General features: G+C 44.3%; 22 protein-coding genes. 11 read left to right on the top strand and 11 right to left on the bottom strand.

The window, feature by feature from the left end; all coding sequences use genetic code 11:
• The first annotated feature begins 181 nt into the window (after positions 1-181).
• Together IDJ76_RS19050 and IDJ76_RS19045 are read left to right on the top strand one after the other, a co-directional pair.
• Positions 182-1,489: an amidohydrolase gene (locus IDJ76_RS19050; RefSeq protein WP_191165620.1), complete on the top strand. Its 1,308-nt coding sequence runs from the start codon at positions 182-184 to the stop codon at positions 1,487-1,489.
• Positions 1,490-1,493: 4 nt separating this feature from the next.
• Positions 1,494-2,126 carry a hypothetical protein gene (locus IDJ76_RS19045; protein ID WP_191165618.1) on the top strand — a complete coding sequence of 211 codons (633 nt, stop codon included), beginning with the start codon at positions 1,494-1,496 and terminating at the stop codon, positions 2,124-2,126.
• Between the two features lie 255 nt (positions 2,127-2,381).
• On the opposite strand, the gene IDJ76_RS19040 is transcribed toward IDJ76_RS19045, so the two are convergent.
• Positions 2,382-3,911, bottom strand: a complete 1,530-nt coding sequence (locus IDJ76_RS19040; RefSeq protein ID WP_191165616.1) for a serine hydrolase — start codon at positions 3,909-3,911, stop codon at positions 2,382-2,384.
• A gap of 104 nt (positions 3,912-4,015) precedes the next feature.
• On the opposite strand from IDJ76_RS19040, the gene IDJ76_RS19035 reads away from it, so the two are divergent.
• Positions 4,016-6,241 carry a S9 family peptidase gene (locus IDJ76_RS19035; RefSeq protein WP_191165614.1) on the top strand — a complete coding sequence of 742 codons (2,226 nt, stop codon included), beginning with the start codon at positions 4,016-4,018 and terminating at the stop codon, positions 6,239-6,241.
• A gap of 67 nt (positions 6,242-6,308) precedes the next feature.
• Here the strand turns inward: IDJ76_RS19035 and IDJ76_RS19030 are convergent, their stop codons facing one another.
• Both IDJ76_RS19030 and mutY read right to left on the bottom strand, forming a co-directional pair.
• On the bottom strand, positions 6,309-6,719 hold the full coding sequence (locus tag IDJ76_RS19030) for a single-stranded DNA-binding protein (RefSeq protein ID WP_191165612.1): 411 nt from the start codon (positions 6,717-6,719) through the stop codon (positions 6,309-6,311).
• 23 nt (positions 6,720-6,742) lie between these two features.
• Complete coding sequence (gene mutY, locus IDJ76_RS19025) at positions 6,743-7,786, bottom strand: A/G-specific adenine glycosylase (RefSeq protein WP_191165610.1); 1,044 nt, start codon at positions 7,784-7,786, stop codon at positions 6,743-6,745.
• A gap of 174 nt (positions 7,787-7,960) precedes the next feature.
• Here mutY and IDJ76_RS19020 point away from each other — a divergent pair, with 174 nt between their 5' ends.
• The 3 genes from IDJ76_RS19020 to IDJ76_RS19010 all read left to right on the top strand — a co-directional run bounded on the left by IDJ76_RS19020 (position 7,961) and on the right by IDJ76_RS19010 (position 10,883).
• Positions 7,961-8,263 (top strand): HU family DNA-binding protein, encoded by a 303-nt coding sequence (locus IDJ76_RS19020; RefSeq protein ID WP_191165608.1) that lies wholly within the window; start codon positions 7,961-7,963, stop codon positions 8,261-8,263.
• 2 nt (positions 8,264-8,265) lie between these two features.
• Positions 8,266-9,111 (top strand): tetratricopeptide repeat protein, encoded by an 846-nt coding sequence (locus IDJ76_RS19015; protein ID WP_191165605.1) that lies wholly within the window; start codon positions 8,266-8,268, stop codon positions 9,109-9,111.
• Between the two features lie 221 nt (positions 9,112-9,332).
• Positions 9,333-10,883: an Rne/Rng family ribonuclease gene (locus IDJ76_RS19010; RefSeq protein WP_191165603.1), complete on the top strand. Its 1,551-nt coding sequence runs from the start codon at positions 9,333-9,335 to the stop codon at positions 10,881-10,883.
• A gap of 66 nt (positions 10,884-10,949) precedes the next feature.
• Here the strand turns inward: IDJ76_RS19010 and IDJ76_RS19005 are convergent, their stop codons facing one another.
• Entirely contained in the window at positions 10,950-12,062 is a 1,113-nt protein-coding gene (locus IDJ76_RS19005) for a carbohydrate-binding family 9-like protein (protein ID WP_191165601.1), read from the bottom strand.
• A 169-nt stretch (positions 12,063-12,231) separates the two neighbouring features.
• On the opposite strand from IDJ76_RS19005, the gene radA reads away from it, so the two are divergent.
• Positions 12,232-13,650, top strand: a complete 1,419-nt coding sequence (gene radA, locus IDJ76_RS19000; protein ID WP_191165599.1) for a DNA repair protein RadA — start codon at positions 12,232-12,234, stop codon at positions 13,648-13,650.
• Between the two features lie 191 nt (positions 13,651-13,841).
• Here radA and IDJ76_RS18995 read toward each other — a convergent pair whose 3' ends face one another.
• The 6 genes from IDJ76_RS18995 to IDJ76_RS18970 form a co-directional block, all read right to left on the bottom strand.
• On the bottom strand, positions 13,842-15,080 hold the full coding sequence (locus IDJ76_RS18995) for a PP2C family protein-serine/threonine phosphatase (RefSeq protein WP_191165597.1): 1,239 nt from the start codon (positions 15,078-15,080) through the stop codon (positions 13,842-13,844).
• 90 nt (positions 15,081-15,170) lie between these two features.
• Positions 15,171-16,301, bottom strand: coding sequence for a glycosyltransferase family 2 protein (locus IDJ76_RS18990; RefSeq protein WP_191165595.1), 1,131 nt, complete (start codon positions 16,299-16,301; stop codon positions 15,171-15,173).
• Complete coding sequence (locus tag IDJ76_RS18985) at positions 16,285-17,298, bottom strand: lysylphosphatidylglycerol synthase domain-containing protein (RefSeq protein WP_224746412.1); 1,014 nt, start codon at positions 17,296-17,298, stop codon at positions 16,285-16,287. Before IDJ76_RS18985 ends, IDJ76_RS18990 begins: the two co-directional genes overlap by 17 nt.
• Positions 17,299-17,394: 96 nt before the next feature.
• On the bottom strand, positions 17,395-18,300 hold the full coding sequence (locus tag IDJ76_RS18980) for a prohibitin family protein (protein WP_191165593.1): 906 nt from the start codon (positions 18,298-18,300) through the stop codon (positions 17,395-17,397).
• A gap of 118 nt (positions 18,301-18,418) precedes the next feature.
• Complete coding sequence (locus IDJ76_RS18975; RefSeq protein WP_191165591.1) at positions 18,419-18,604, bottom strand: DUF6358 family protein; 186 nt, start codon at positions 18,602-18,604, stop codon at positions 18,419-18,421.
• Between the two features lie 3 nt (positions 18,605-18,607).
• Positions 18,608-18,922 (bottom strand): rhodanese-like domain-containing protein, encoded by a 315-nt coding sequence (locus tag IDJ76_RS18970; RefSeq protein WP_191165589.1) that lies wholly within the window; start codon positions 18,920-18,922, stop codon positions 18,608-18,610.
• Positions 18,923-19,049: 127 nt separating this feature from the next.
• Here IDJ76_RS18970 and IDJ76_RS18965 point away from each other — a divergent pair, with 127 nt between their 5' ends.
• From IDJ76_RS18965 to ypfJ, 4 genes are all read left to right on the top strand, one after another.
• The gene (locus IDJ76_RS18965) at positions 19,050-20,168 is read left to right on the top strand and encodes a DUF4407 domain-containing protein (RefSeq protein ID WP_191165587.1); all 1,119 of its coding nucleotides are present in this window, start codon (positions 19,050-19,052) and stop codon (positions 20,166-20,168) included.
• 124 nt (positions 20,169-20,292) lie between these two features.
• Positions 20,293-22,161, top strand: coding sequence for a M61 family metallopeptidase (locus IDJ76_RS18960; RefSeq protein ID WP_191165585.1), 1,869 nt, complete (start codon positions 20,293-20,295; stop codon positions 22,159-22,161).
• A 4-nt stretch (positions 22,162-22,165) separates the two neighbouring features.
• Positions 22,166-23,491, top strand: a complete 1,326-nt coding sequence (locus IDJ76_RS18955) for a M20/M25/M40 family metallo-hydrolase (RefSeq protein ID WP_191165583.1) — start codon at positions 22,166-22,168, stop codon at positions 23,489-23,491.
• A gap of 204 nt (positions 23,492-23,695) precedes the next feature.
• A complete protein-coding gene (ypfJ, locus tag IDJ76_RS18950; protein ID WP_191165581.1) occupies positions 23,696-24,568 on the top strand; it encodes a KPN_02809 family neutral zinc metallopeptidase in 873 nt (290 codons plus the stop codon).
• A 66-nt stretch (positions 24,569-24,634) separates the two neighbouring features.
• Here the strand turns inward: ypfJ and IDJ76_RS18945 are convergent, their stop codons facing one another.
• The gene (locus tag IDJ76_RS18945) at positions 24,635-26,011 is read right to left on the bottom strand and encodes a methyltransferase RsmF C-terminal domain-like protein (RefSeq protein ID WP_191165579.1); all 1,377 of its coding nucleotides are present in this window, start codon (positions 26,009-26,011) and stop codon (positions 24,635-24,637) included.
• Between the last annotated feature and the right edge of the window lie 582 nt (positions 26,012-26,593).

The raw sequence follows: 26,593 nt of genomic DNA, 5'->3' as shown, positions 1-26,593 counted from the left end.
TCGTGCGCGACCCTCTCTTCGCCTTCGGCGGAAAGAGGGTGTAGCTGCTTTTTCCTTTCTTTTCCTTTACCCTCTTTACGCGTAGCGTAGAGAGGGTCGACCAGCGTAGCGTAGTCGGGGTGAGTTGCTTTTCCGCTCCTCAACTTTATTCATTATATTAGGCCAACCAACCGCTTGTGTAATGAAAAAACTTTTACTTTTTGGCCTTTCGTTTTTGTCTATAGCCGTTTCGGCACAAACTACTTCAAAAGCTGTTGTAAGCAAAAAAGCCGACGCGCTGGAGAAACAAATAATAGCCTGGCGACGCGATTTTCACGAACACCCCGAACTGGGTAACCGCGAGGTGCGTACTGCGGGCATCATTGCCGCGTATTTGAAATCTTTAGGCATCGAGGTGCAAACCGGCGTGGCAACTACTGGGGTGGTTGGTATTTTAAAGGGCGGCAAACCTGGTCCGGTGGTGGCGCTGCGGGCAGATATTGATGCCCTGCCCGTTACCGAGCGGGTAGACATCCCCTTTGCATCAAAAGTAAAAACTCAATATAACGGGCAGGAAGTTGGCGTAATGCATGCCTGCGGTCACGATTCGCATATATCTATCCTGATGGGGGTGGCAAACATCTTGTCTTCTATGAAGGCCGACCTGCGCGGCACGGTAAAATTCATCTTTCAACCGGCTGAAGAGGGTGTGCCTTTAGGTGAAAAAGGCGGTGCGGAAGAAATGGTGAAACAAGGCGTTTTAGAGAACCCGAAGGTCGATGCTATTTTTGGTTTGCATATTAATTCACAAACCCCGGTTGGTAAAATTGTGTACCGCCCGGGTGGCACAATGGCCGGTGTGAGCGACCTCCAGATCATCGTTAAGGGCCGGTCTGCACATGGTGCATATCCCTGGAGCAGTATAGACCCGGTGGTGGTTTCGGCGCAGATCATCAGCAGCCTGCAGAGCGTTGTTAGCCGTAATGTGAACGTTACCGAAAACCCTGCCGTGGTTACCATTGGTGTGATACAGGGCGGTACACGCTTCAATATCATCCCCGAAACGGTTAAAATGCAAGGCACCTTACGCTATTTTACTGCCGATGATGAGAAACTGGTAATAGGTAATGTAAAACGCATAGCCACCAAAACCGCCGAAGCGTATGGTGCTACTGCCGAGGTGCTGGCCCCCTACAGTAACCATTACCCGGTTACCTTTAATGATGTTGCCCTAACCGAAAAAATGCTGCCCACCTTACAAGCTACCGCCGGCCGTGAAAATGTTTTACTGCGCCCGCCGGTTACCGGTGCCGAAGACTTTAGCTTTTACCAGCAAAAGGTACCCGGCATTTTCTTTTTTTTAGGCGGCATGCCAAAAGATGGCAACCCGATCACCGCACCATCGCACCACACCCCCGATTTTTACCTGGACGAAAGCGGGTTTACGCTTGGTGTCAAAGCCTTATGTAATTTGACTTTGGATTATATGGCGATGGGGAAAGGGAAGTAGAGGGATGGATACAAGTATAGAAACTGAGTTTAATCAACAACGGCTATTTTACTCAAGAAAATTTAGGCTAACTAAGGATGGTTTCCGTGTAAGATCTAAAACGCTGTTTAAGCAACACGAATATGAACTTAATTATGAAGAGGTGGGCTCAAAGATTATAACAACCAAAGATGGAAAGAATGGATGGCTCATATCATCCTCAATATTAATCCTTCTGGCTGCTATATTATTAATTGTCCGATTGTCCGGCGGTGATGTAGAAAAGGGGGCAGAAGTATTGTATGGTTCCTTTGGTGTTGTTTGCGGAATTATGTATGCATTTACCTTTAAAAACTCGATTTATCTGGTAAAGTCGAATAACCAAAATGCTATTGAGTTTTTAAATAATAACCCATCAAAAGAAAAGTTAGAAAAATTTATCTCTATTATCAAGTCAAAAAGGAAAGATTATTTAATTAATCGTTATGGTACTATAAGGAAAAGTATAGGCTACGAGCAACAGTGTAACGAATTATCCTGGCTTTATGATAATAATGTAATTGACGAATTGGAGTATAAAGATAAAATAAGAGAGCTTGAATCGATAGTTTTAAACCCTGTCAAAGTTGTAGGTTTTACTTCGGGGTCTAATGATTAGCGAGCAAAATAGATAAGCTCTATCACTGGTCGAAGTATTAAACTTCGACCTAAAATAGGTTAAGCTTTCAGCTTGACGGAATTGAAATACAAGAGATATTCAATCTTTAAAAGCCTGTACTGACAATAACGTGTCAGTGTGGTAAAAATCAACTAATTGATTATCAGATGTTCATGGTTCGTTCACGGCGTTCAAGGTGTTCACGTGAACACCATGAACATTTATCCTCATTAGATCAACAAATCTTTTTTGCAGTTACTGTACCTTCTTAAAATCGTACGGGTCCATCTCTACAAAATTGGCCACCTTAACCCTTAACCCGGTAACATTGCCATTCTGTACAAAAAACGGGAACACTCCTTTGCCATAGGTAGGATCGGAGAATGTGGCGTAGAACCGGTTGCCGCCTAATGCCTGCAAGCGGGCAAACATTTTGGGGTGGTGCTCAAAACGGATCTCCAGCTGGTTATTTTCCCCTTCGGTTATGGTTAGGCTGCCATAAAAATCGTTCACGTATTTACCCTGGTACTTAGCCAATGAAAGCATTGGTTTGGGGAGGGTGGCAATGGTATCGCGCTTTTTCTGATCCGCTGCAAGCTGACTGTTTACCTGATTCTTATTAATATTCAGGTAAGCATCGCTGTAATTCATGTATTTCATTTTAAAATACGCGTCCATAATTTCCCAGCGGAGGGCGTCATAAAGGCTGTTTTGATCGGTATTGGTGAGTATCACTATGCCCAGGTTATCTTTAGGCACCAGCGTAACCGACGAAACGTAACCATTCACGCCTCCATCATGCATTATCAGCCGGTGGCCTGCATAATCTTGTATAAACCAGCCTAACCCGTAAAGCTGGTAATTAGTTTCGCCGTTTAGGTGTTGTACGTTGCCTACAATATCCTGCGCCTGGCGGGTAGCGTTTATAGCTGCCAGCGGGATTACCTGGCGGTTACCAACTTTACCATCATTCAGTAAAGCCATAACCCATTTACTCATATCACTTATCGATGAACTGATAGACCCGGCCGGGGCCAGCCCATCCAGGTTAGCATAGGGGATGGCCGTCAGTCGCCCGTCTACCAGTGTATGCGCTACCGTTCTGTTTAATGCTTTTGGCATATCGGCGCTTAAGGCAAGCGTATTATTCATGCCAAGGGGGGCAAAAAGGTTCTCTTTCAAATAAATTTCCCAGGGCTTACCGGTAACCCGCGGGATAATCTCGCCCGCTGTTAAAAATGCCGAATTGGTGTAACCCCATGTAGTACGGAACGGATAAATCGCTTTCATTTGCCCCAGCTTAGCAATCACATCATGGCGGGCAAGGTTGGTATTGTAAAAGGTAAAGTCGCCCTCAAAGGTGCGGAAACCCAGGCGGTGGCTTAGCAGGTCCTTTACTATCGCCTGCTCGCCGGCCAGTTTATTATCCAGCTTAAATTCGGGGATGTATTTGGTGACTTTTTCATCCAATGAGATCTTTTTTTCGGCCTGTAACATAGCCAGCGCCGTTGCTGTAAAGGCCTTGGTATTGCTGCCGATCATAAACAGCGTGTTCTCGTCAACTTTGCTCATAATACCCAGCTCTTTTGTACCGTACCCCTTCATCAGTACAATTTTGCCATCTTTAACAATACAAACGGCCGCACCCGGGATACGCCAATTTGTTATAGCGCGATTGATGTACATATCGAGGCTGTCTTTAATAAACTTACTCCTGTCGATAGTTTGTGCATGAGCGGCTGTAAGGGCTAAAAGACTAAAAATAAACAGGTATACTTTTTTCATAGGTGTAATTGTATCCGAGAGCATTAAAATGCTAATTTAACGCAAAATTTAGCATCACATTATTTATTAATTAAAAACAGCCCCAATATTAAAATTTGAATTCAATGAATAATAAACATTATCGGTTTGGTTTATTTACCATCGCCCTTGGCATTTTTATGCTGGCGCAAAACACCTTAAAAGCCCAGATACCATCTACCCATTGGGCAAAAGATGGTTACCAGTACTATAAAGTTCAAAGCGGCGAAATTGTTGTGCTTGATGCACGCGATGCCGCAAAAAAAACGATCCTGTTAAGCAAAGCGCAGCTAACCCCCGAGGGTAAAAGTGCCATTATTCCCCGTAACTTTTATCTTTCCGAAGACGGGCAGAAGGTTTTGATCTACACTAACTCAAAAAAAGTATGGCGCTACAATACCCGCGGCGATTACTGGGTGTATGACCTGACCGCAAAAAGCCTTAAAAAGCTAGGGGCAAACTTACCGGCATCATCACTAATGTTTGCGAAATTTTCGCCCGATGGCAGCAAGGTGGCTTATGTATGTGGTCATAATATTTACACCGAAACATTGGCCGGAAACAGCATCAAACAATTGACTACCGATGGTACCGATAAGCTCATAAACGGCACGTTCGACTGGGTTTATGAGGAAGAGTTTTTCTGTCGCGACGGGTTTCGCTGGAGCCCGGACAGCAAACAGATAGCCTACTGGCAGATAGATGCCAGTAAGACCAAAAACTACCTGATGCTGAACACAACCGATTCTATTTACCCCTACGTAAAACCGGTCGAGTACCCGGTGGCTGGCGAGCCGCCCTCTCCGTTTAAAATTGGAGTGGTTAGTACAACCGGTGGTACAACCAAATGGATGGACATACCGACGGACCCAGTGCTGCAATCATACGTGCCAAGAATGGAGTGGGCCGCTAACAACACTGAATTAATTATTGAGCACCTGAACCGCGCCCAGAATGAAACCGACGTAATGATATGCAACATAGCTACAGGGAGATCCAGATCTGTTTACCATGAAAAGGATAATGCCTGGATAGATATTTTACCCGAATGGGAAGAGCATTATTACTACGGTGGCTGGGATTGGTTTAAAAAGGGAGCCGAGTTTTTGTGGGCAAGTGAAAAAGACGGATGGCGGCACTTGTACCGTGTTAGCCGTGATGGTAAAAAGGAAACACTGATAACCAAAGGCAATTACGATGTAATGCAGATAAACGCTGTTGATGAAACATCGGGTTACGTTTACTTTTCCGCTTCACCGGATAACGCGACGCAGAAATATCTTTATCGTACTAAATTAGATGGCAGCGGCAAAGCAGAACGCCTGACACCGGCAACCGAACCGGGCACGCATGAATATGATGTATCGCCAAACGGAAAGGCCGCTACCCATAACTTCTCTAATTATTATACCGCACGCACCAGCGAAGTGGTGTCGTTACCCGAACATAAAACCTTTAGTGGTGCCGAGCAGGTGGCAAAGGCCGTATCGGGGTCGGCAGAGATAAAGGCCAAATCAAACATTGAATTTTTAAAGGTAAAAACCGAAGATAATGTGGTAATGGATGGCTGGATGGTAAAGCCTGATAATTTTGACCCAACCAAAAAATACCCGGTTGTGCTTTACGTGTACGGCGAACCCTGGGGGCAAAATGTAAAGGATGAGAACGGGGCAAGTAACAACTTCCTGTATGCGGGCAACATGGCGCAGGATGGCTATATCTACCTGTCGATAGATAACCGCGGCACGCCAGTACCCAAGGGACGGGAATGGCGCAAATCTATCTACAAAGGCATCGGCACACTCAACATCCGTGACCTGGCCATGGGCACCAAGCAATTGCTAAAGGAGCGTACCTACCTGGATACAACACGTGTGGCAGTTTGGGGCTGGAGCGGGGGAGGTTCATCAACCTTAAACCTGATGTTCCAATACCCCGAGATCTTTAAAACGGGCATCGCGATAGCAGCAGTGGGTAACCAACTGTCTTACGATAATATTTACCAGGAACGGTATACTGGCGTACCTATTGATGAAGCGAGCCGTGCTGTTTTCCTGAAGGGATCGCCTATAACTTACGCTAAAAATTTGCGGGGCAACCTCCTGTATATACATGGTACCGGCGATGATAATGTACATTACCAAAATGCCGAACTGCTAATCAACGAGCTTATAAAATATAACAGGCAGTTTCAGTTAATGAGTTACCCTAACCGTACACACAGTATATCTGAAGGGCCGGGCACATTTCAACACCTGAGCACTTTATATACCAATTATTTAAAGGAACACTGCGCGCCGGGTGCACGATAAGTAAAAACAAAAAGCCCTCCTGATGAAAATCAGGAGGGCTTTATTAATATTTCAGCTTACTGTATTCCTAAAATACCATATCGCCTGAATCTCCATCTAAATCGGTTGATTTGACCACTTGTCTGGAGCCATTATCATTTTCAAAATCTGTTTTGCGGCCCAGCATCGTAAAGTTCTCGGCAACAACCTCTGTGGTATATTTTTTTATTCCTTCTTTATCTTCAAACGAGCGGGTGCGCAATTTACCTTCAATGTAAACCAGTTTGCCTTTTTGTAAAAACTTTGATGCTACGTCTGCCAAACCGCGCCACATTACTATATTGTGCCATTCTGTTTGTTCAACTTTACGGCCATCTTTATTAAAAGTTTCTGATGTTGCTAATGGGAAACTTGCTACGGCTACACCGCCTTCTAAATGCCTAACTTCAGGGTCTTTTCCAAGATGCCCAACCAGTATTACTTTGTTAATTCCAGACATGCCATAAATTAACGGAGAATTATTTAGAAATTAAAAAACTTTTTTATAAATATAAAAACACGTTGCGGCATAGCTAAATTTTCCAAATCTGCAACATCTTTTAAAACCCAGCTATCCTGTAAATTTACGGGGAAATTTGTCAACACCAGGAATTGAATATATAAATGCTGATGCGTTAATATGTGCTTAATCACGGCTGATCTGTCTTGAATAATTATATCGCTGCCAAAAACTTTCATTTGGGGCAATCTGATTAAAGCTTCAGGTGCTATCAGATCTTCGGTTTCAATCAATGGCAGGTCATACATATTTGCCCAGATATCTTTTTCGTCCCGCTTGTTCATCAGTATTTTTTTACCGTCGGTTATTAACATATAGTTAAAAAATCTATTACGTATTTTAACTTTATTAAGTTTTACCGGTAAATATGTTGTGGCATTCGTTTTAAAAGCAACGCAGCTAATGCGTACGGGGCAAATGCCGCATGCCGGGTTTTTAGGTTTGCAAAGCATCGCCCCAAACTCCATTATGGCCTGGTTATGCATTGCAGGGTTTCCCTTATCTAAAACATCGTCTGCAATGCCTTGAAAAAGCTTTTTGCCTTTGGGGGAATTTATAGGTTCATCTACACAAAAAATGCGCGCCAATACACGGTAAACATTCCCGTCAACCACAGCGCGGGCCTCATTTGCTGCAAAAGACGATATGGCGGCAGCCGTATATTCCCCCACCCCCTTCAGCTTTAAAAGTTGCAAATAACTGGTAGGGAAAGTGCCGCTAAATTCCTGCTGTACCTGAATTGCCGTCTTTAACATATTACGGCCACGCGAATAATAACCCAAACCCTGCCATAACCTTAAAATATCATCCTCCGTGGCGGCTGCAAAATCGGCAACTGTTGGGTAGCGCTCTGTAAAGCGGTTAAAGTAAGGCAGTCCCTGCTCTACCCGGGTTTGTTGCAGTATAATTTCTGATAACCATATAATATAGGCATCGGTAGTGTGCCGCCATGGCAGGTCGCGTTTATTATCGTTATACCACGCAACTAATTCCCCTGATAGATTCATGCTTTGCAAAGTAACATCATATCATTGCCGTATCATAATCTATACCGAAAAATGCCCTTTACCCACCGTCCGAAAAAAAATCTGCTATTTATTTTAATCTTTAATTTTAAAGCGATACTTTTGCAACCCCAAAACAGTTAAGTATTTATACATTTAAATAAAAGAAAACAGGATATGACCAAGGCAGAAATTATAGCTGAAATCTCATCTAAAACAGGAATAGAAAAAGTTGATGTGCAGGAAACTGTTGAGGCGTTTTTCAAGGTGGTAAAAACATCAATGGTTGGTGGCGAAAACGTGTATGTTAGAGGGTTCGGTAGCTTTGTAGTAAAAAAGAGAGCTAAAAAAACTGCCCGTAACATTTCAAAGAATACCGCCATCATTATCCCTGAGCATTTTGTACCAAGTTTTAAACCGGCCAAAACTTTTGTTGAAAAAGTGCGCTCAGGTAATAAAACCGCAAAAGCAACTAAATAATCATGAATAAAAAACAAATAGTTGTTGGCGTGGCAGTTATTGCCATTATGGGCTATTTGTATTCGTTGCCCGTAAAAGGGTTAACAAAATCAAAGGAAACGGGTACCCCCGGGGCAACTATGGTTGCAGCAGGGAAACCGGCAGTTAGCGTAACCGAAGCTTCGGTATCAGCTATAGCAAAACCAAATTTGGATGCTGCCCAGTTGCAGCAGGTAAATTCGTTAGAAGCGCAGATCAAAAGCGCATCTGGTGAGGCTAAACCCGCATTACAAAGGGCATTGGCCGCCATCTGGGATGCTGCTACACAACCGGCACCGGCGGCCTTCAATTATCAGGCAATTGCCCAAAAAAGCAACGATTTTGCCGATTGGGTAAACGCAGGCAACCGGTTTAACGAGGCTTACAAAGCATCGCAGGATACGGCTGCGCAAATGACCTTTAGCGCTAACGCGGTGGAGGCTTTTGAAAGTGCCATTAAATTAAAACCTGCAGACCTGGAGGCTAAAACAGGTTTGGGTGTTGCCATTGTTAACGGTGGCGGTGCGCCAATGAAAGGTATTGGCTTGTTGTTAGAAGTTGTTAAACAAGAACCTGATAACCATGCGGCTAACCTGAATTTAGGTATGTTCGCCATGAAATCGGGCCAGTTTGATAAGGCTGCTATCCGTTTTAAAAGAATGACTGAGGTAAAGGAAGAGGTTGAACCTTATTTTTACCTAGCCGAAGCTTACAAACAGCTGGGGCAAAAGAAAGAAGCGATTGCAGCTTATGAAAAATGCAAAGAATTAATGGGCGACCCGGTTGCGGGCCAGCGTATTGACGAGTATATAAAGGAATTAAAAAAATAAATTTAACATTTAAACATTATTATCATGCCAAGCGGTAAAAAACGTAAGAGACATAAAATGGCTACCCATAAACGCAAAAAGCGTTTAAGAAAAAACAGACATAAGAAAAAATAAGCTATAATACAGCTTATCACCCCGGCTTGTCCGGGGTTTTTGTGTGTTTTTAATCCACGTAGTAACATGCGGCGCAATACTGCGCCGTTTAAGAAATGGAGTAGCAATTGATAAAAGAATTAATTATCGATTCATCCGCCAATGGGGCTACTATTGCATTATTACAGGACAAACAACTCGTAGAACTCCATAAAGAGCAAATCACTAACAACTATACAGTTGGAGATATTTACCTGGGCCGTATCAAAAAGATAATGCCCAGCCTAAATGCTGCTTTTGTGGATGTAGGTTACGAGAAGGACGCCTTTTTGCATTATCTTGATTTGGGGCCGCAGGTACAAAGCCTGCTTAAGCTTACCAAACAGGTACGTAGCGGGGGATACCAATCAAAGCTTTTAGATAACTTTAAGCTGGAAGCCGATATAAATAAAGGGGGAAAGATCTCTGATATTTTAGCGAAAGGCCAGCTTATACCCGTACAAATTGCCAAGGAGCCTATTTCAACAAAGGGCCCGCGTTTAAGTTCAGACCTGTCAATAGCAGGCCGGTATGTTGTGCTTGTACCTTTTTCTGAGGTGATATCCATCTCCAAAAAAATCAAGAGCAATACAGAGCGTAACCGCCTGCGTAAGGTGGTTGAGAGCATTAAGCCTAAACATTTCGGCGTAATTATACGTACCGTATCTGAAGGTAAGGGTGTGCAAGAGTTGCAAAAGGATCTGTTGGACCTGATATCGAAATGGGAAACCTTTATAACCAAATTGCCAGCGGTTGAGCCGGCTAAAAAGGTTTTAGGGGAAATAGGCCGTACGTCAACTATCCTGAGGGATATTTTGAACCCCGATTTCCAGCATATTTATGTGAATGAGCAGAGTATGTATGAAGAGGTACGTTCTTATATCCATGAGATATCGCCAGATCTGGAAGGGATCGTTCGGCTGCATAAACACAAGGAGCCCATTTTTGAGCACCACGGTGTAGATAAGCAGATCAAGAATACCTTTGGTAAAACAGTAAATTTAGCCGGTGGCGCCTACCTGGTTATTGAGCATACAGAAGCCCTGCACGTTATTGACGTAAACAGCGGTAACCGTACAGCCAATAAAGAAAACCAGGAAGAGAATGCTTACCAGGTAAACAAGGAGGCGGCTAAAGAAATTGCCCGCCAGCTGCGTTTGCGCGATATGGGCGGTATTGTTGTGGTCGATTTTATCGACATGCACAAACCAACTAACCGTAAAGAGCTGTTTGACTACCTGAAGGCCCAAATGGCCGATGACCGTGCTAAGCACACCATTTTGCCGCCAAGTAAATTCGGGTTGATCCAAATTACCCGCCAGCGCGTAAGGCCCGAAATGAATATCATTACCAGCGAGGTTTGCCCCGCCTGTAATGGTACAGGCACCATCAGGCCAACCATTTTGCTTTTAGACGATATTGAAAACAACTTCAATTACATTTTAGACGAGCAGAACGAGAAAGGCATTTCACTATGTGTGCACCCTTACATCGAGGCATACATTAAGAAAGGCATTTATAACCGCCAGATGAAATGGTTTGTAAAGTACAGTCAATGGATAAAGGTGATAAGCAACCCTGCTTATCAGATTACCGAGTTCCATTTCTTGTCGGCAAAAGGAGAAGAAATAAAGCTTTAAGATAGTAGCGCATTACGCGATGCGATGAACGGAAGAGCAGGTGCTATCAGATAGCATCTGCTCTTTTTATTTTACGGCCAGCTTATTGGCGCGGATTAATCCGTCATTATTTATCGTCAGGACATCTGTTTTCCCATCGCCAATTGCGGCCGAAAATTGATATGAAGATGCTGTAACTGATAGCGTGTTGGCCACTCCACTTACGTCAACTTTTGGCGACGACAAGCCCAGCTCGCTCAGGTTGGCTGTGTAAACTTGGTTTTGCCGATAATACTTTTGCTGGTTGTAATAGATCAGCCATAAATATTTCCTCTGCATATCTGTGTAAGGGATTTGAAACGCATCTTTATCCACAGCCGATTTTTTGCTGAATTGCAAGTACCCCCAGCGCTCCGGCGCGTGCATATTGATAATACCCTGCGGCGACCATACCCAATTGCGCTCGGGCAGGTTTTTACCTTTGGCATCTTTTAATTTAACGTACTTGCCATTTTTGATCTGCGTATCCCATTCAACCCGCGAGAAGTTGATGCGCCATATTGCACCTTCGGCAGGCGCGCCCTTGCCAAAACCCATTTTTATGGCACTAAAAGGGATTTTAAATTCCGCTGTCCAACCCGTATCTGTATCTTTTGGATTATTTAAAGTTCCCTGTAATTGAACGGCTGATTGCATCCCTGGTGCATCCCAGCTAATCAGTGCGTCGCCCCGGTCACGGTAGGGCTTTGGCAGGAAAAGGTCGAAGATTTTATTTCGTTGATTTACCTCTATTTCAAAATATTCGCGGGCATCGTTATCAGGGTCTATAAAAATCTCAAAGTCGTTATCATTAAAAATGATCTGATCATGTTTGGTTAGGTTTGCCCACAGGTGCGGCTCCTGCATTTGTACGGCTATAAAAAGGCAGCTATCGTTCCAAAGCATTTTTAATCGCGTATTTAAGTTGGGCTTTGGTTTTAAGTCGCCTTCAATATCAACAAAACTATCCGTCCAGGCGGCTTGTTGCCAAACGACATCATTTATGTTACCATCAATTTTAGGGGATTGGCCGGTGTAAGTAACCGTATAGTTTTTGGGCTGCGTAAAAAGATAAGGTATTGCCTTAAACGCATCCTGTGCCAAAGATTGCTGGGTAACTCCCCAAAGCGCGATTAAAAGCAGGCGATTTTTAATAAACATGTACTAAAGATAATAATCACATCATCAAATGGAGAGTTTGTTATTTTTTTGGCAAGAATTAGTTCAGGAATTGATATTTAATTCCTTTATCAAACAATGCAATAAATCCTAATATTATTAGCATTTTATCTGCTAAATAATTAGCTTTGGCGATCTGCACATTAAAACAATGGCTAAAACTAAGATCGCGTACTTCTGCCAGAGCTGTGGCTTCGAATCGGCTAAATGGTTGGGCAAATGCCCCAGCTGCCAGCAATGGAATACTTTTGTAGAAGAGATTTTAGAAAAACCCAACGCGTCCGTTCCAAACTGGAAAGCCAGCCCTTCACCTACACAACGCGCCAATAAGCCCGTGCAAGTAACAGATATAACTTTTAGTGAAGAGCACCGCCTGTTAACGCCTGACAAAGAGTTTAACCGGGTATTGGGCGGCGGTATCGTAGCGGGATCTTTAGTATTGATTGGCGGCGAGCCGGGGATAGGTAAATCTACCCTGATGCTGCAACTGGCACTGAACATGCCTAACATCAAAGTGTTGTACGTATCGGGCGAGGAAAGCGATAAACAGATAAAAATGCGGGCGGAACGCCTGGCCCCTCAGCCCGCTGCAGGTAAGGCAATAGGTGAGGGTTGTTTTATACTGACCGAAACTTCTACCCAAAATATCTTTAAGCAGATAGAAGAACTGGAACCCGATCTGGTGGTTGTAGATTCTATCCAAACCCTTCACTCGGCACATATCGAATCAACCCCGGGCAGTGTATCACAAGTGCGGGAATGTACGGCCGAACTTTTGCGTTTTGCCAAAGAAAGCTCGACCCCGGTATTTTTGATAGGCCATATTACTAAGGATGGCATGATTGCCGGCCCAAAGATATTAGAGCACATGGTAGATACGGTACTGCAATTTGAAGGCGACCGACACCATGTGTACCGCATTTTGCGTACTATAAAAAACCGTTTTGGCTCGGCATCCGAGCTGGGGATCTATGAAATGCTGGGCGAGGGGTTACGCGAGGTGTCTAATCCATCAGAGATCTTACTCTCCCAGCGCGATGAGCCCTTGAGCGGCATCACCATATCTGCCACCTTAGAAGGCATGAGGCCTATGCTGATCGAAACCCAGGCATTGGTGAGCACATCAGCTTATGGCACGCCACAGCGTACCGCAACAGGTTTTGACACCAAGCGGATGAGTATGCTGTTGGCCGTTTTGGAAAAGCGCTGTGGTTTTAAGTTAGGTGCAAAAGATGTGTTCCTGAATATTACTGGCGGCATCCGGGTGGAAGATCCGGCTATCGACCTGGGCCTTGCGGCGGCCATCATTTCCTCGCATGAAGATATCCCGATTCCTTTTAAAACCTGTTTTGCAGGCGAGATCGGTTTATCGGGCGAGATCCGGGCGGTAAACCGGGTAGAACAGCGGATAGCCGAAGCACAAAAGCTGGGTTTTGAACAGATCTTTATCTCTAAGTATAATATGCCGACTGCCGCAAAAGATAAAAAACGGCTGGACCTGTCGCGCTATACTATCAATGTGATACCCGTTGGCCGGATAGAAGAAGTTTTTGGGTTACTGTTTGGATAGTCAATTTGGAAGGAAATATAGCGTTTGCGTGTTCACGTGAACATCATGAACATCATGAACACCGTGAACAAACGTGAACACCTCATTATCAGGACAATCAGAAACAGGGTTCTGACATTTTCTTGTCAGTACTCGCGACCGAACCCGGGTCGGTGCAGCAGATGGTTAAGGCAATTACGCCTGGTAAACCTTCACGAGATCCTCAATGTCAACAAGGTAATGTCATCAATGGGCTTGCCTTTTATCACGGTGTTAATGTGGTTCATCATAGCATCGTTAAAGTCGTCGGGTTTCATTTCGCCATTGGTTATTACAAATTCAAGCAGCTTTTCTTCGCTCCACGCCTTGTAGTTCTGCAATTCGTGATCCATCAAACCGTCGGTATAATTAAAAAACATGCTGTTAGGCTCAATATCCAACTCACCTTCATTTAAAAAGGGCAGCTCGTCAAACGCGCCTATCATCGTCGTACCCAGTTTTAGTGGTATCGCCTCGCCTTCGCTGTATAAAATTGTTGGGTTGTGCCCGGCGTTGATATAATTAAGCTTGCGGGTTTTTTGATTAAAGCGCGCCAGGAAAAGGGTAATGAAACGCTCTCCCTTAGTATTATTAATCACAATGCGGTTAAGGCGCTCAACTATAGTGGTCAGGTCGTCTTCAATCGCGGCCAACCCCTGCAGGCTTGCCTGGAAATTAGCCATCAGCAACGCTGCCGAGATCCCCTTGCCCGACACATCGGCAATGCACCACATAAACTCGTTCTCGTTCAGGCGGAAAAAGTCGAAATAATCGCCCCCTATGTTTTGATGCGGCAGATATTTTGATCCTACCTCTACACCGGGTTCTTTATGGATCTTTAACGGCACCAGCATATTTTGTACTTCTACAGCCAGTTCCATCTCCCGTTTAAAACGCTCGGCCTGGATCCTTTCTCTGAAAAGTTTCTTATTCTCCAGTGCCACCACAATTACATTGATCAATGTTTGAATAAACGTTAGGTCGTTACTCAGCATATCGCCGCTGGTTTTAAAATCGCCGATAAGGGCGAAAGCCAGCGCGCTGTTTTTGTGATAAATTGGGATAAAATAATCGTACCCGGCTAAAATTGTATCGGGATGCCCCGATAGCGGCTCGGGCGATTTGATCTTGCTTAAATGCGTCCAGGTACCATTAAGTACCGCCGGGCTTTCTATGGCCCCGCCGTATTTAGATATGCAACTGTAAAAATTGTCCTTCTCTATCAGGAAACGGAATTTGCCCACCTGCAAATAATTACGCATAATTACCTCCAGCATCTGTATTAAAACAGGTGTGGCCGTATTTTTATTAATAGCACGTGTTATTTCTAATAAGGAGTTCAATTCCGACTGACGCTTTAGCAGCAGCCTTATCAATTCTTCTTCACCAGAACCAGTCGTATTATTTTGCATTGTTTTTGTGGGCAGCCTAAAATAACGAATAATTATTTTTAAACAGATACGGTTGTGTGTATTTTATAGCTGAGAGAAGTAATAATGAAATTATCTAACGGTGCGGCCTTTCCACGAGTACTTGCTGGTGTTGCCAATTAGCCCCACATACACAAAATACACAATATGGATAGGAGCAAGTATGATCAACAGGCCTACCAATCCGGCCCGCTTAAAGAAACCGGTTATAGGGATCAGGAACACCGCCTCAAATAAAAACTTAAGTAGGAATTGCACCAGGAAGAGTCTAAAAAAGGAACTGTCATAAAATGATAACAAGGCATTAGCAATGAGCGAAAGGTTGAACAGCCAGATACAAACCGCCAGCGCCACTATTTTCTTATCCTTATACCGGGTAGATTTCGATGCCCACCTGCGCCGTTGCTGTAAAAACTCCTGCAAAGTATGCTTGGCATGGGTGTAAACAACGGCATCCTGGTTTTTAAAAAAACCGATCCGGTGCGGGTATACCACTGCCACCTTTTGCAATAGTAACTCATCATCACCTGATGCCAGATCGTCAATACCCTTAAAGCCACCTACCTCATAAAATACATCTTTGCGGTAAGCCAGGTTAGCGCCATTACAGGTGGATGCCCTCCCGTTGCCGATAAATGCTGCGCCAATACCAATCAGGTAAGAAAACTCAAGTGTTTGCAGCCGCTCAAATAACGACCGTTCTTCAAAATAAGTAACCGGCGACGAGATCATTACCTTATCATTCGTTTCGTAATAAGCTACTATTGACGATAACCATTTTGGGCCCATGCGGCAATCTGCATCGGTGGCTACCATTAAATCGCCTCCCGACCGTTCGATAGCTTCGGCAATTGCTTTTTTCTTGTAAGAATTTAATGGCCAGTCGGCCTGTAACTGAATCAGGGTAATCCCATCAGCCGCGTAACTGCGTATAATATCTGCGGTATTATCTGTACTGTGGTCGTCTACAATGATCACCTCGGTCAGGTGCCGGGGATAGTCCTGCGCAATAATATCTTCAATAGTATAACGGATGCGTTCTTCCTCGTCACGTGCCGCAATCAGGATAGTTACTTTGGTAGTAAGCGGCGCGCCCGTTATAGCGGGCTGCTTTAATGCCGCCCAGCCTTTGATCAGGTAAACTACAACCAGCAAGTACAAGCCGGTTAACAATAATGAAAGGATACTATGCAGTGCGATCAAAGAATTTGAGTTTTAAAACGAATACAGAACCCAGTATAGCAGGGATAATTAAGTTGATAAGCCATATGGCCGATACGGCTGCAATGATAGCTATTTGCTGGTTGGTTATATACAAAAATAAGTGGGCGGCAGTAAAACTGCGTACGCCGATATCCAGCAGATCTAATGAGGGCAGGGCAGATTGGATGAAAATGAAAACAACAACCGTTATGATCATTTCCACGGCATGAATATCGGGCAGTAAAAGATGAATAACCAGGTAATACTGAAACGTAAATACAAAGAACCGGGCCAGGCTGTAGCCTATAACCACCAGCAGTTCTTTAAAATTATACCGCCCCATAATATCGAAGAACCGGTGGTATTTTCGAAGAAATTTGACGCGGTTGAGTAACCCTACCAGCCATTTGATATTGAAGTAAAATACCATTAGCAGTAGCAGGAAGAAGAACGAAAGCACCGCTATGCCTAACACGATCCAATTATTTACAATGCTGAAGTAGTATAAAAACCAAACGGTGGCCAGAAGCCCCGTTAAATTGGTGATCACATTTTGTGCGAAAGAACCCACCGCCATGGCAAAAACGCCGTGTACGCGCTTACGGTTTGGCAAAAACATAACCCGGCCGCCGTATTCCCCCACGCGGTTGGGGGTAAAAATGGCCCATGTTAAGCCGCAAAATACCGCCTCGATGGCTTCCCAAACAGAAATGTTTGCAAGCCTGCGCGATAAGTACTGCCACTTTAAACTCTCCAGCAGCCAGTTAACGCCCATTAAAAGTATCACTACGGATAGGGTGATGATTACCTGGTTGCCGCTAATACGGCTAATTAAAACCTCAAACTGGTGCAGGTTTTGGTTCTTGTTTAGAAACTGATGATAAATGAAAGCGAACGCTAAAATAAGTATAGCCGCCTTAAGCAGGTAGGAGAATATTTTTTTGGCTGCAGCTGTCAATTCTAAATTTTGTGCAATATTACTAAAAAGCGAAGGCAAGCCGTAAGGAAGTTTTACTGTGATGCAGCGCTAAGGGTATTGCATATACAAAAACAGCGGGCTAATTGTTTGCCCGCCGTTTATAAAAACAGACGCTTACTTATCACTCAGCATGATGGGGTTGCCTTTACCATTGCCAATGATGATCACTTTAGCATTTGGCGACAGGGCTATTTCCTTTTGTGCTTTAATGGTTTCGTACTGCAATTGCTTATCAGATAAGCCGGTAGATAAGATCTTTTGATAATCGGCAATACCCTGCGCCTCTACCCTTTTACGGTCGGCTTCCTGGCGTTCCTTTTGTAACACGAACTGCATTTTCTGTGCTTCCTGTTCGGCATTGATCTTTGATTCGATACTCGCCCGAACTGATGCCGGGAGCGAAATATTCCGCACCAGGATCTGCTGCAGCTCCAAGCCACGTTTTGCAAAACTTAAAGCAATGGTCTTGTTAATCTTCTCCTGAAATTCCTGTCGTTTGGTAGAGTACAGATCAACCGCTGCATAATTCACCGCGTTATCTCTGATAGCAGTTCTTGATACCGTACGGACGATCTTATCGGTATAGTCCAAACCGATGTTTTGCAGAATATATGGAGCTTTTGCGGCATCTACTTTGTAAAGAACCGAAAGATCTACCATCACCTCCAAACCATCTGATGATAACACCCTGATCGCGTCATCACCCTGTACTTCGCCTTCGCTATGTACGGCGCTCATGGTATAATTTTGCGTTTGGATGCTAAATGTGGTTACATCAACCAACGGATTGACCACATGCAGGCCGCTTTCCAAAACATCATCCTGCACCTTGCCAAATAGTACCTGCACACCAACTTTACCGGGCTCTATCACTTTAAACATGGAGAATAGCAGCCCCAAAACAATAACAACAACCCCAATAATACGTATTGTACCGCCAAAGCGGCTTGCCGGCTCAGGTGAACGTTTAACCATTCCGCCTACAACAAGCAAAATGACCCCAATAATTGCGATGAACATTTTATTTAAGTTTAATATAAAGTTTAGAGTAGTTGAATAACAAATTGTTACGGCTAATGTAATGTACCGAAACGAAAGTTCAGAGGGTTGAAGATTCAGCTGTTATATTTAATACCACTTAGGGCTTCTGCATGCCTTTGATCTCTTTGATCAGCTTTATTTTAAGCGTGATTATAATACCGGCTAGGAAGGCACAGCCCAATACATATTCGTACCGGCCATGCTCTACTGCCTGGTAAATAACAATTACACATATAAATATAACAATGTTATATAATACGTTTAGTGCTACCTTTTTGCCCATTGCCTAATAAACGTTAAGGTTTGGGTCGATCTCTGCCTGCCAGGCTAAAATGCCGCCTTTAAGGTTGCTTAGGTTGGTGTAGCCTTGCGCCTCTAACTGCATAATAGCAGCCATACTGCGTTTGCCGCTGCGGCACATTACCACTACCGGTTTATCGTGGCTTACCTTATCGGCTTCTATTAAAATACCACCTAAAGGTATCAGCTCGCCGCCTATGTTTGATGTTTCGTATTCAAAGTCTTCACGAACGTCAATCAGTTGAAAATCTTCGCCGCTATCTAACTTTTTTTTTAGTTCCTGTACGCTTATTTCTTTCATGCTTAATGTATTTATAGGTCAAAGGTATGTTTTTTCTATCTCAAATATTTGCATACACACTGTAACAAACCGTACCCACGAGCGTTTCATATAAAGGTTTGTAAAATATTACAGATAAATAGCTTAAATGAAGAAAGTTACCCGGTTTTTCTGGTTCTGTTCGGGCGCACATATAGATACACTTAAAAAGTACCCTATCGAGCATAATAAGTATGTAGGTATTGGGGCAACTATATTTTTCACCGCTCTGTTTGCCGCACTATCTGGCGGTTATGCCATGTATTTTGTTTTTAGCGGTAATGCATTTGCGGTAGGCTTCGCCATATTGTTCGGCCTGCTTTGGGGCACGGCTATTTTTAATATGGATAGATATATCGTATCCAGCATTAATAAAGAGGGCAGCACCAACAGCCAGATCCTGCAGGCCTCGCCCAGGATCTTATTAGCTATTATGATAGGTATAGTGATCTCGCGCCCGCTGGAACTAAAGATCTTCGATAAAGAGATCCGCCAGAAACTGAAGACCGCTTATCTAAAAGGCCAGCACAGCAAAATAGATACGCTGCAGGCTACCTACAATCAAAAGTATGCACAGGAGCTGGGTAAGAATACCGACCTAAAGAAAGAAAAGGATTCTTTGGAGCGCGACATTAATCGCTCGCGCTTTGAGCTGAACCAGGAAGTGTTCGGCGATAAAACCAACCAAACATCTGGCATTACCGGCTATGGCACTTATGCCAAGCAAAAATCGCAGGTGTTACAGGAAAAGCAGGACAGGCTCAAAACCGTTACCGACAACCTTGGCCAGATGGATCAGTATTTAAGCCGGCGAAAAGAATTTGAAGGGGTAAATGGCTTACGCTTATTTAGCGAACACCAGCTGGATAGCCTTGCCAATGTGGCCGGCTTTGCCGATCGTAACTGGGCCCTGGGCCAGCTTTCTTACAATGAAAAAGGCACCCGCGATTTAGACACCTACCTGGCTATAGCTTTTATTGGTTACTTGTTTATTTTGTTTGAATGCTTGCCGGTATTTGTAAAGCTGATGTCGCCCAAGGGGCCTTATGATACCGCCATTGCCAAGTTGGGCGAGGCCAATATCTACTTTGCCGACAAGGATAAAGATCGCGATATGGCCGTTACCAACAGCACTTATGATCACAATTTGGACGAGGATATTATCCGTCGTAAAAAGATCATCTCCGCCCAATCTGAATATGACCTGGGCAGGCATAGTTACGATTAGAATTTTCAAGTCCCCTCTTAAGAAGGGCGGGGGTGTGTAAGGCATTTGGCACAGCGCACAGTAATAAAATTGATAGAAAACATTTACCGATTTTATAGTAATTTCATCGCCGTAATACTTCGCTATGAAAAAAAACCTACTCTTTATTACCGCAGCGTGCCTGCTTGCTTCAGCGTCAATCGCACAAACAGTGCAGCCTGCAAATAGTTACTCGGTTTCGTTCCCTAATGTGATGCACCACGAGGCCGAAATAGTAATGACCATACCACAAGTGCCTGCAGGTCCTTTGAAGGTACGGATGAGCCGCTCATCGCCGGGCCGCTACGCTACGCATGAGTTTGGCAAAAACGTCTACAACGTAAAAGCTACCGATGGTAATGGCAAAGCCCTGTTGTTAAACCAACTGGAAGGCGATGTTTATCAGGTGCCAATACACGGCGCTGTTGTTAAGATCAGCTACACCCTTTTCGGTAACTGGACAGATGGCACCTACACCAGTATCGAGCCGAGCCATGCGCACCTGATGATGCCTGCATCTTTTATGTGGGCTTACGGCATGGATAATCGGCCGGTTAAATTCACTTTTAATGATTTGGATAAGAATGGTTGGAAAGTAGCTACACAGTTAAAGCCGGAAGGTAAGAATATATACTATGCCCCAAACCTGCAATATATGATGGATAGCCCGGTTGAGCTGTCGGCTTATAAGGAAGAAAGCTGGACAGTGAAAAACCCGGATGGCAAGGAGCAAACTATAAAGATAAGCACGCACGCTGATGATGACCTTGCCGCACTTGAGCCTTTTACAGGCATGGTTAAAAAAGTAGTATTGGAAGAGCAAGCCGTTTTTGGCGAACTGCCTACTTACGATTATGGCACCTATGTTTTCCTGCATGATGTGCATCCAAGCACCGCCGGCGATGGTATGGAGCACCGCAACTCTACGGTTATAGTTCATCCTGCGCCGAAAGTTGCCGGTTTAGAGAAGAACCTGATAGGTACATTCTCTCATGAGTATTTTCACAGCTGGAATGTGGAGCGCATCCGTCCCAAAACCTTAGAACCCTTTAATTTTGAGCACGCCAACATGAGCAACGAGCTTTGGTGTGCCGAAGGTTTTACCCAATATTATGGCGACTTGGTGCTGACCCGCGCAGGGATAAAAACTATTGACGAGTACACCCGTACAGTTGCAGGTTTTGTAAACGCCATGTACAATACCCCCGGTGCTAAATATTTTACGCCGGTGCAAGCCAGTCGTTACGCCGTATTTGCCGATGCAGGCGTATCGGTAGATCAGCTGAACAGCGGTAACATCTTTACAAGCTACTATACTTATGGCGGTGCAACAGCGTTGGCGTTAGACTTGCGCCTGCGCAGCGAATTCAACCTAACGCTCGACGACTTCATGCGCCAGCTTTGGTTAACCCACGGCAAAACAGAAAAAGCTTATAACGTAGCCGATTTGCAGGCGGTATTGGCTAAAGTAACTAATCCGGTTTTCGCGGCAGATTTCTTTAAACGCTACATTAATGGTGTGGAAAAGAATGATTACCAGCAACTTTTAGCTAAAGCAGGTTTTATGTTGCGTAAAGCGCAGGCAGGTAAAGCCTGGGTAGGACGTATCGGTGCGGTACCCCGTCGTGGTTCATCTGGCGAGAGCAATGCTGCCGCAGGTGGTGGCATCCCTATTACGTCGCCAACTACTAAAGATACCCCACTGTATAAAGCGGGCTTAGATGCAGGCGACGTGATCCTGAAAGCCGACGGTAAAGACATTGATGCGGCAGGTTTGACAGCCGCCGTTGCTGCCAAAAACCCGGGCGATAAGATCGGTATCACCTATAAAAACCGCGCAGGCGAACATGAAACCACGCTCGTTTTAGAAGAGAACCCGGCTTTAGAGGTAGTAACCTTCGAAAAGGCCGGTCGCGAATTAACCAAACAACAACAAGATTTCCGCAACAGCTGGTTATCATCAAAAGTTAAATAATACTATGAGAATTAAATTATATGCAGCGCTTGCCGCCTTAGCAATTGCACCATCGCTTGTGTCGGCACAGGATGCCGGCTTTACCAAAAATGTAGATAAACTGATCAAATCTGACGATGTGGAACGCATCATCAAAACTTTGAGTGCCGATGATATGCAGGGCCGCGGTATCTTTACACCAGGGATAGATAAGGCAGCTACCTTTATCGAGGGCGAATTTAAACAGGCTGGGATAAAACCATTAACCGGCAATACCGGCTTCAGGCAAAACTTCAGTATGGTTCAAACAAAACCTGTAAGTGCTAAAGTAACGCTGAACGGCGCGGAGGTAGCAGCAGATAATATTGCTATAACGGCCGCTGCATCCTTTAAGTGGGAAAGTGCCGATGGTGTTACCGTGGTCAATATCCCGGCGGGTAAAAACTTTGCCAGCGAATATCAAACTCTGATGGCTACCGATAAAAAGACGTTGGTATTGTTAGATACCAGTTATTCTTCTTTTTTTAAACGTATTGTAGCACGTGCCAAACGCGGCGGCACATCGTTCAGCAAAGCGGGCGGGGTTGATTACCCTAAAGTATTTGTGATGGCACCTGTAGCCGATGTAAAATCACTTGAGGTAAGTTACGAGGTTACAGCGGTAGAAAAACCCTTGTTCAACGTAGCCGGTATGATTCCCGGTAAATCAAAACCTAATGAGTATGTGGTGTTCAGCGGTCATTATGATCATTTGGGTATTGTTAAGGCGATGAATGGCGATAGCATCGCCAACGGCGCAGATGATGATGCATCGGGTACTACGGCAGTGATCAGCCTGGCTAAGTTCTTTAAGAAGGCCGGCGGTAACGAGCGCACCCTCATCTTTGTAGCCTTTACAGCCGAGGAAAGCGGCGGTTACGGCTCGCAGTTTTTCTCTAAACAATTAAATGCCGACCAGGTGGTAGCCATGTTCAATATCGAGATGATTGGTAAGGATTCTAAGTTTGGCCCTAATACAGCATTTATTACCGGCTTTGAAAGGTCGGATTTTGGGCCTATCCTGCAAAAGAACCTGGAAGGTACCGCGTTTAAATTCTATCCCGACCCATACCCGCAGCAAAACCTTTTTTACCGTAGTGACAACGCCACCCTGGCACGTTTAGGCGTACCGGCGCACAGTATATCAACAGATCAAATCGATACCGATAAACTGTATCACTCCGTTGGCGATGAGTTTGCCAGCTTAGATACCAAGAACATTGTGGCGACGATAAAAGCTTTAGCGTTAGGTTCGCGCAGTATCGTTGCAGGTAAGGATACACCTACCAGAGTGGCAAAGCTGGACAGGTAAGTTTTAGCTGAAAGAAGTTAGAGAGGTTATAAAGGTTGGAAGCATTAAGGTTTCTAACCTTTATAACCTCTCTGTTTTCAAGCCTTTTAACTTTTCCAACTTTTCCAACCTTTCATACTATTTATAACCTCTCCCCAACTTTCCCAGACACCAAAACATTCTACGGGTCTTTACTGTTTAAGAGCTAAACTAAACAGGAATATTATGCAATGGATGGGCAGGCGCGAAAGCGGCAACACAGAAGAAGGCGGTAGTGGCGGTGGCGGCCGGGGTATCGCTTTTGGTGGCGGAATTATAGGTATTATAGCTGCTGCTATCTACTTTTTCACCGGTGTAGACCCATCCCAGATCCTGAACCAAAACCAGCAGGGAGGTTCTAATCAAACCGAACAGATAGATACCCGCCCCGGCGGAAGCAGCGGTGGTGAAGAGTCGCCGCAGAAGAAATTTGCTAAAGTAGTTTTGGCCGATACCGAAGATGTTTGGGGCAAGCTGTTTAGCGATATGGGTAAAAGCTACAGTAACCCTAAAATGGTATTCTTTCAACAGGGAATTACAACGGCTTGCGGTAATGCATCTTCTGCATCCGGCCCATTCTATTGCCCAGGCGACCAGAAGGTATATATCGACCTTTCCTTTTTTGATGAATTACAAAATAAGTTTCAGGCCGCGGGCGATTTTGCACAGGCTTATGTAATTGCCCATGAGGTTGGCCATCACGTGCAGGACCTGTTGGGCGTAACCGCAAAAATGGATCAGGCAAGGCAGCAATTAAGCCAGGAAGAATATAACAAGCTTTCAGTTAAATTAGAGTTACAGGCCGATTTTTATGCGGGCGTATGGGCTTACTACGAAAAGAATTTAAAGAATGTGCTGGATCCGGGTGATATAGAAGAGGCGTTAAACGCCGCACACCAAATTGGCGATGACCGCCTGCAGAAAGAATATCAGGGTGAAGTAACTCCCGATACCTTTACCCACGGCAGCAGTGCGCAGCGCATGTACTGGTTCAAGAAGGGTTACGAAACCGGGGATGTTAAACAAGGAAATACCTTTGCAGCTGCCGATCTGGAGTAAACACATGATGTCAATTGCAGTGGTGCAACCTGGGAGCGCCATCATTGCAATTGACATGATGTTTATCTAAACTACTTGCTGCGTCATTATCCTGATCTCTTTCGGATAATAATTATTGATCCTGTTGGGCAATAACTTTGCCCAGCCTAAAACCAAACCCTCATAGCTCATCAAACTCCAGCCTTTATTGGCAATTTGTATGTCGATGTTATCACGGCGCAGGTATTGTATTGCTTGTTCCTTATTTAGAGGGGTATCTAACACAACACTTTTATCAATGGCTAAACTCAGGGCCAGCTCATGATCGGGTATCAGGTCGTTACCGGCCAGTTTGCCAATCCTCACGCCCGACTTTTTGATATATAGGTGCCGGTGTAAAATATTCAGGCTCTCTTTATGCTCCCGGTTAATCGCCAGCCAATCGTCGGCTACTTTAAAAAAATAAAAGTCGTCCGGCTGGTTTAAATAACCTTTGACGATATCCATCTCTTTTGCCGGTAGTTTTTGCTGCCCATTGTTTTTATAGTTTGACAAGCCTCCGCTGCTGGCCTTTTTGCGCAGGCAGCTGGCAAACAAACCTTCGCCCTGTACCTTGCCCGGATAGAAGCGGTATCCCCAAGCTTTTTTTACGGGCGATTCCGTTTCAACGATTCCCCACCCCTTATATATAGGTATGCGCACAGTCTCCAGGTCAAATTCCGTGCATAGCCAATCCAAAATATCCTCGTTCTCCTGGTGCGAGTAAGAGCAAGTACTATATATAAGGTAGCCGTCTTCTTTTAAGGCAGGGTAAATATCTGCCAGAATGCGTTCCTGCCGCTGGTGGCACAGGTTAACGTTGCCTTCACTCCACTCGTTCATGGCGGCGGGGTCTTTACGGAACATACCCGAGCCGGAGCACGGGGCATCAACCAGTATCACATCAAAAAAACTGTGAATGCTGTTAAAATCCTTCGGGTCGTTATTAGTGATGATGGTGTTTGAGGTACCCCATCGGTTCAAATTATCACTTAATATAGGTACACGCGTTTTGATGATCTCGTTTGCAACCAGCAGGTCGGTGCTTTTAATGGCCGAATTAAGCAATGTGCTTTTGCCCCCGGGTGCTGCACAGAGATCCAAAACCCTGATCGGATCTTCTTGATCCGGCCTGATGGTGTGCATAATATGGTCAATAAACATCGACGTTGCTTCCTGTACATAGTATGCCCCGGCGTGAAATAGCGGGTCGAACGTAAAAGAAGGGCGCTCGTTTAAATAAAATCCCTGGGCGCACCAGGGTACTTGCGCATCTTTTTTGAGGGCTGAATGTTTAAAAGGGTTAATTCTGATAGATGTGAAAGCAGGTTCTGACTGATGTGCATCAATAAAATTTTGGCGGTCAAAGCCCTGTTCATGATCTAACGAGTCTAAAAAACGCGGCGGGAAAGTGTAATTATCCATATCTATTTCAAACTTACACAAAATTTTCAGGCTGTATTTTGGTAGTTATATGATAGGCCTGGAGGTATGTTAAGGGTAAATACATGTTTGTACCGCTAATGCTGATCGTAACTTAGTATTAGTTTTCAGCGAGTTAAGCAATTGTTTTAATTATTTGAAAATTTCTTTAGGCTGATAGGTGTTTTCTCCTTACATTTGTATCCGCTCAAATCAAAAGGGCGTCGTTTTTTGAAGGTTCAGCAAATAAAAAAAGAGTTAAAAAAGTGAAAATTTCACTTGACAAACGTTAAAATTATTTGCACCTTTGCACTCCGCAAATGAGGCAACAAAAATTGCGGAGAGTACATTGAAACCAAGCTTTAGAAATTAAAAAAATAAAGTTTGTAAATAAAGAAAAGGTTTTTACCTTTGCAATCCCAAAACGAGGGAGTCGAGAATCGGAAACGAGGGAGACAAAGAGTTGAGAGTTTGAAGCAATTTCAAACGATAAAAATTGAAAGTTGAGGTCGCAATGACCGACAACATAAAGCAGAGCCGCGAGGTGAAGCGCAAAGTTCTTAAAAGAGATAGAGAATAAATTAT

Source organism: Mucilaginibacter glaciei (assembly GCF_014773245.1).
Lineage (GTDB): Bacteria > Bacteroidota > Bacteroidia > Sphingobacteriales > Sphingobacteriaceae > Mucilaginibacter > Mucilaginibacter glaciei.
Note: the sequence above shows the minus strand (reverse complement) of the source record. Positions and strands in the feature narration are given on the sequence as shown.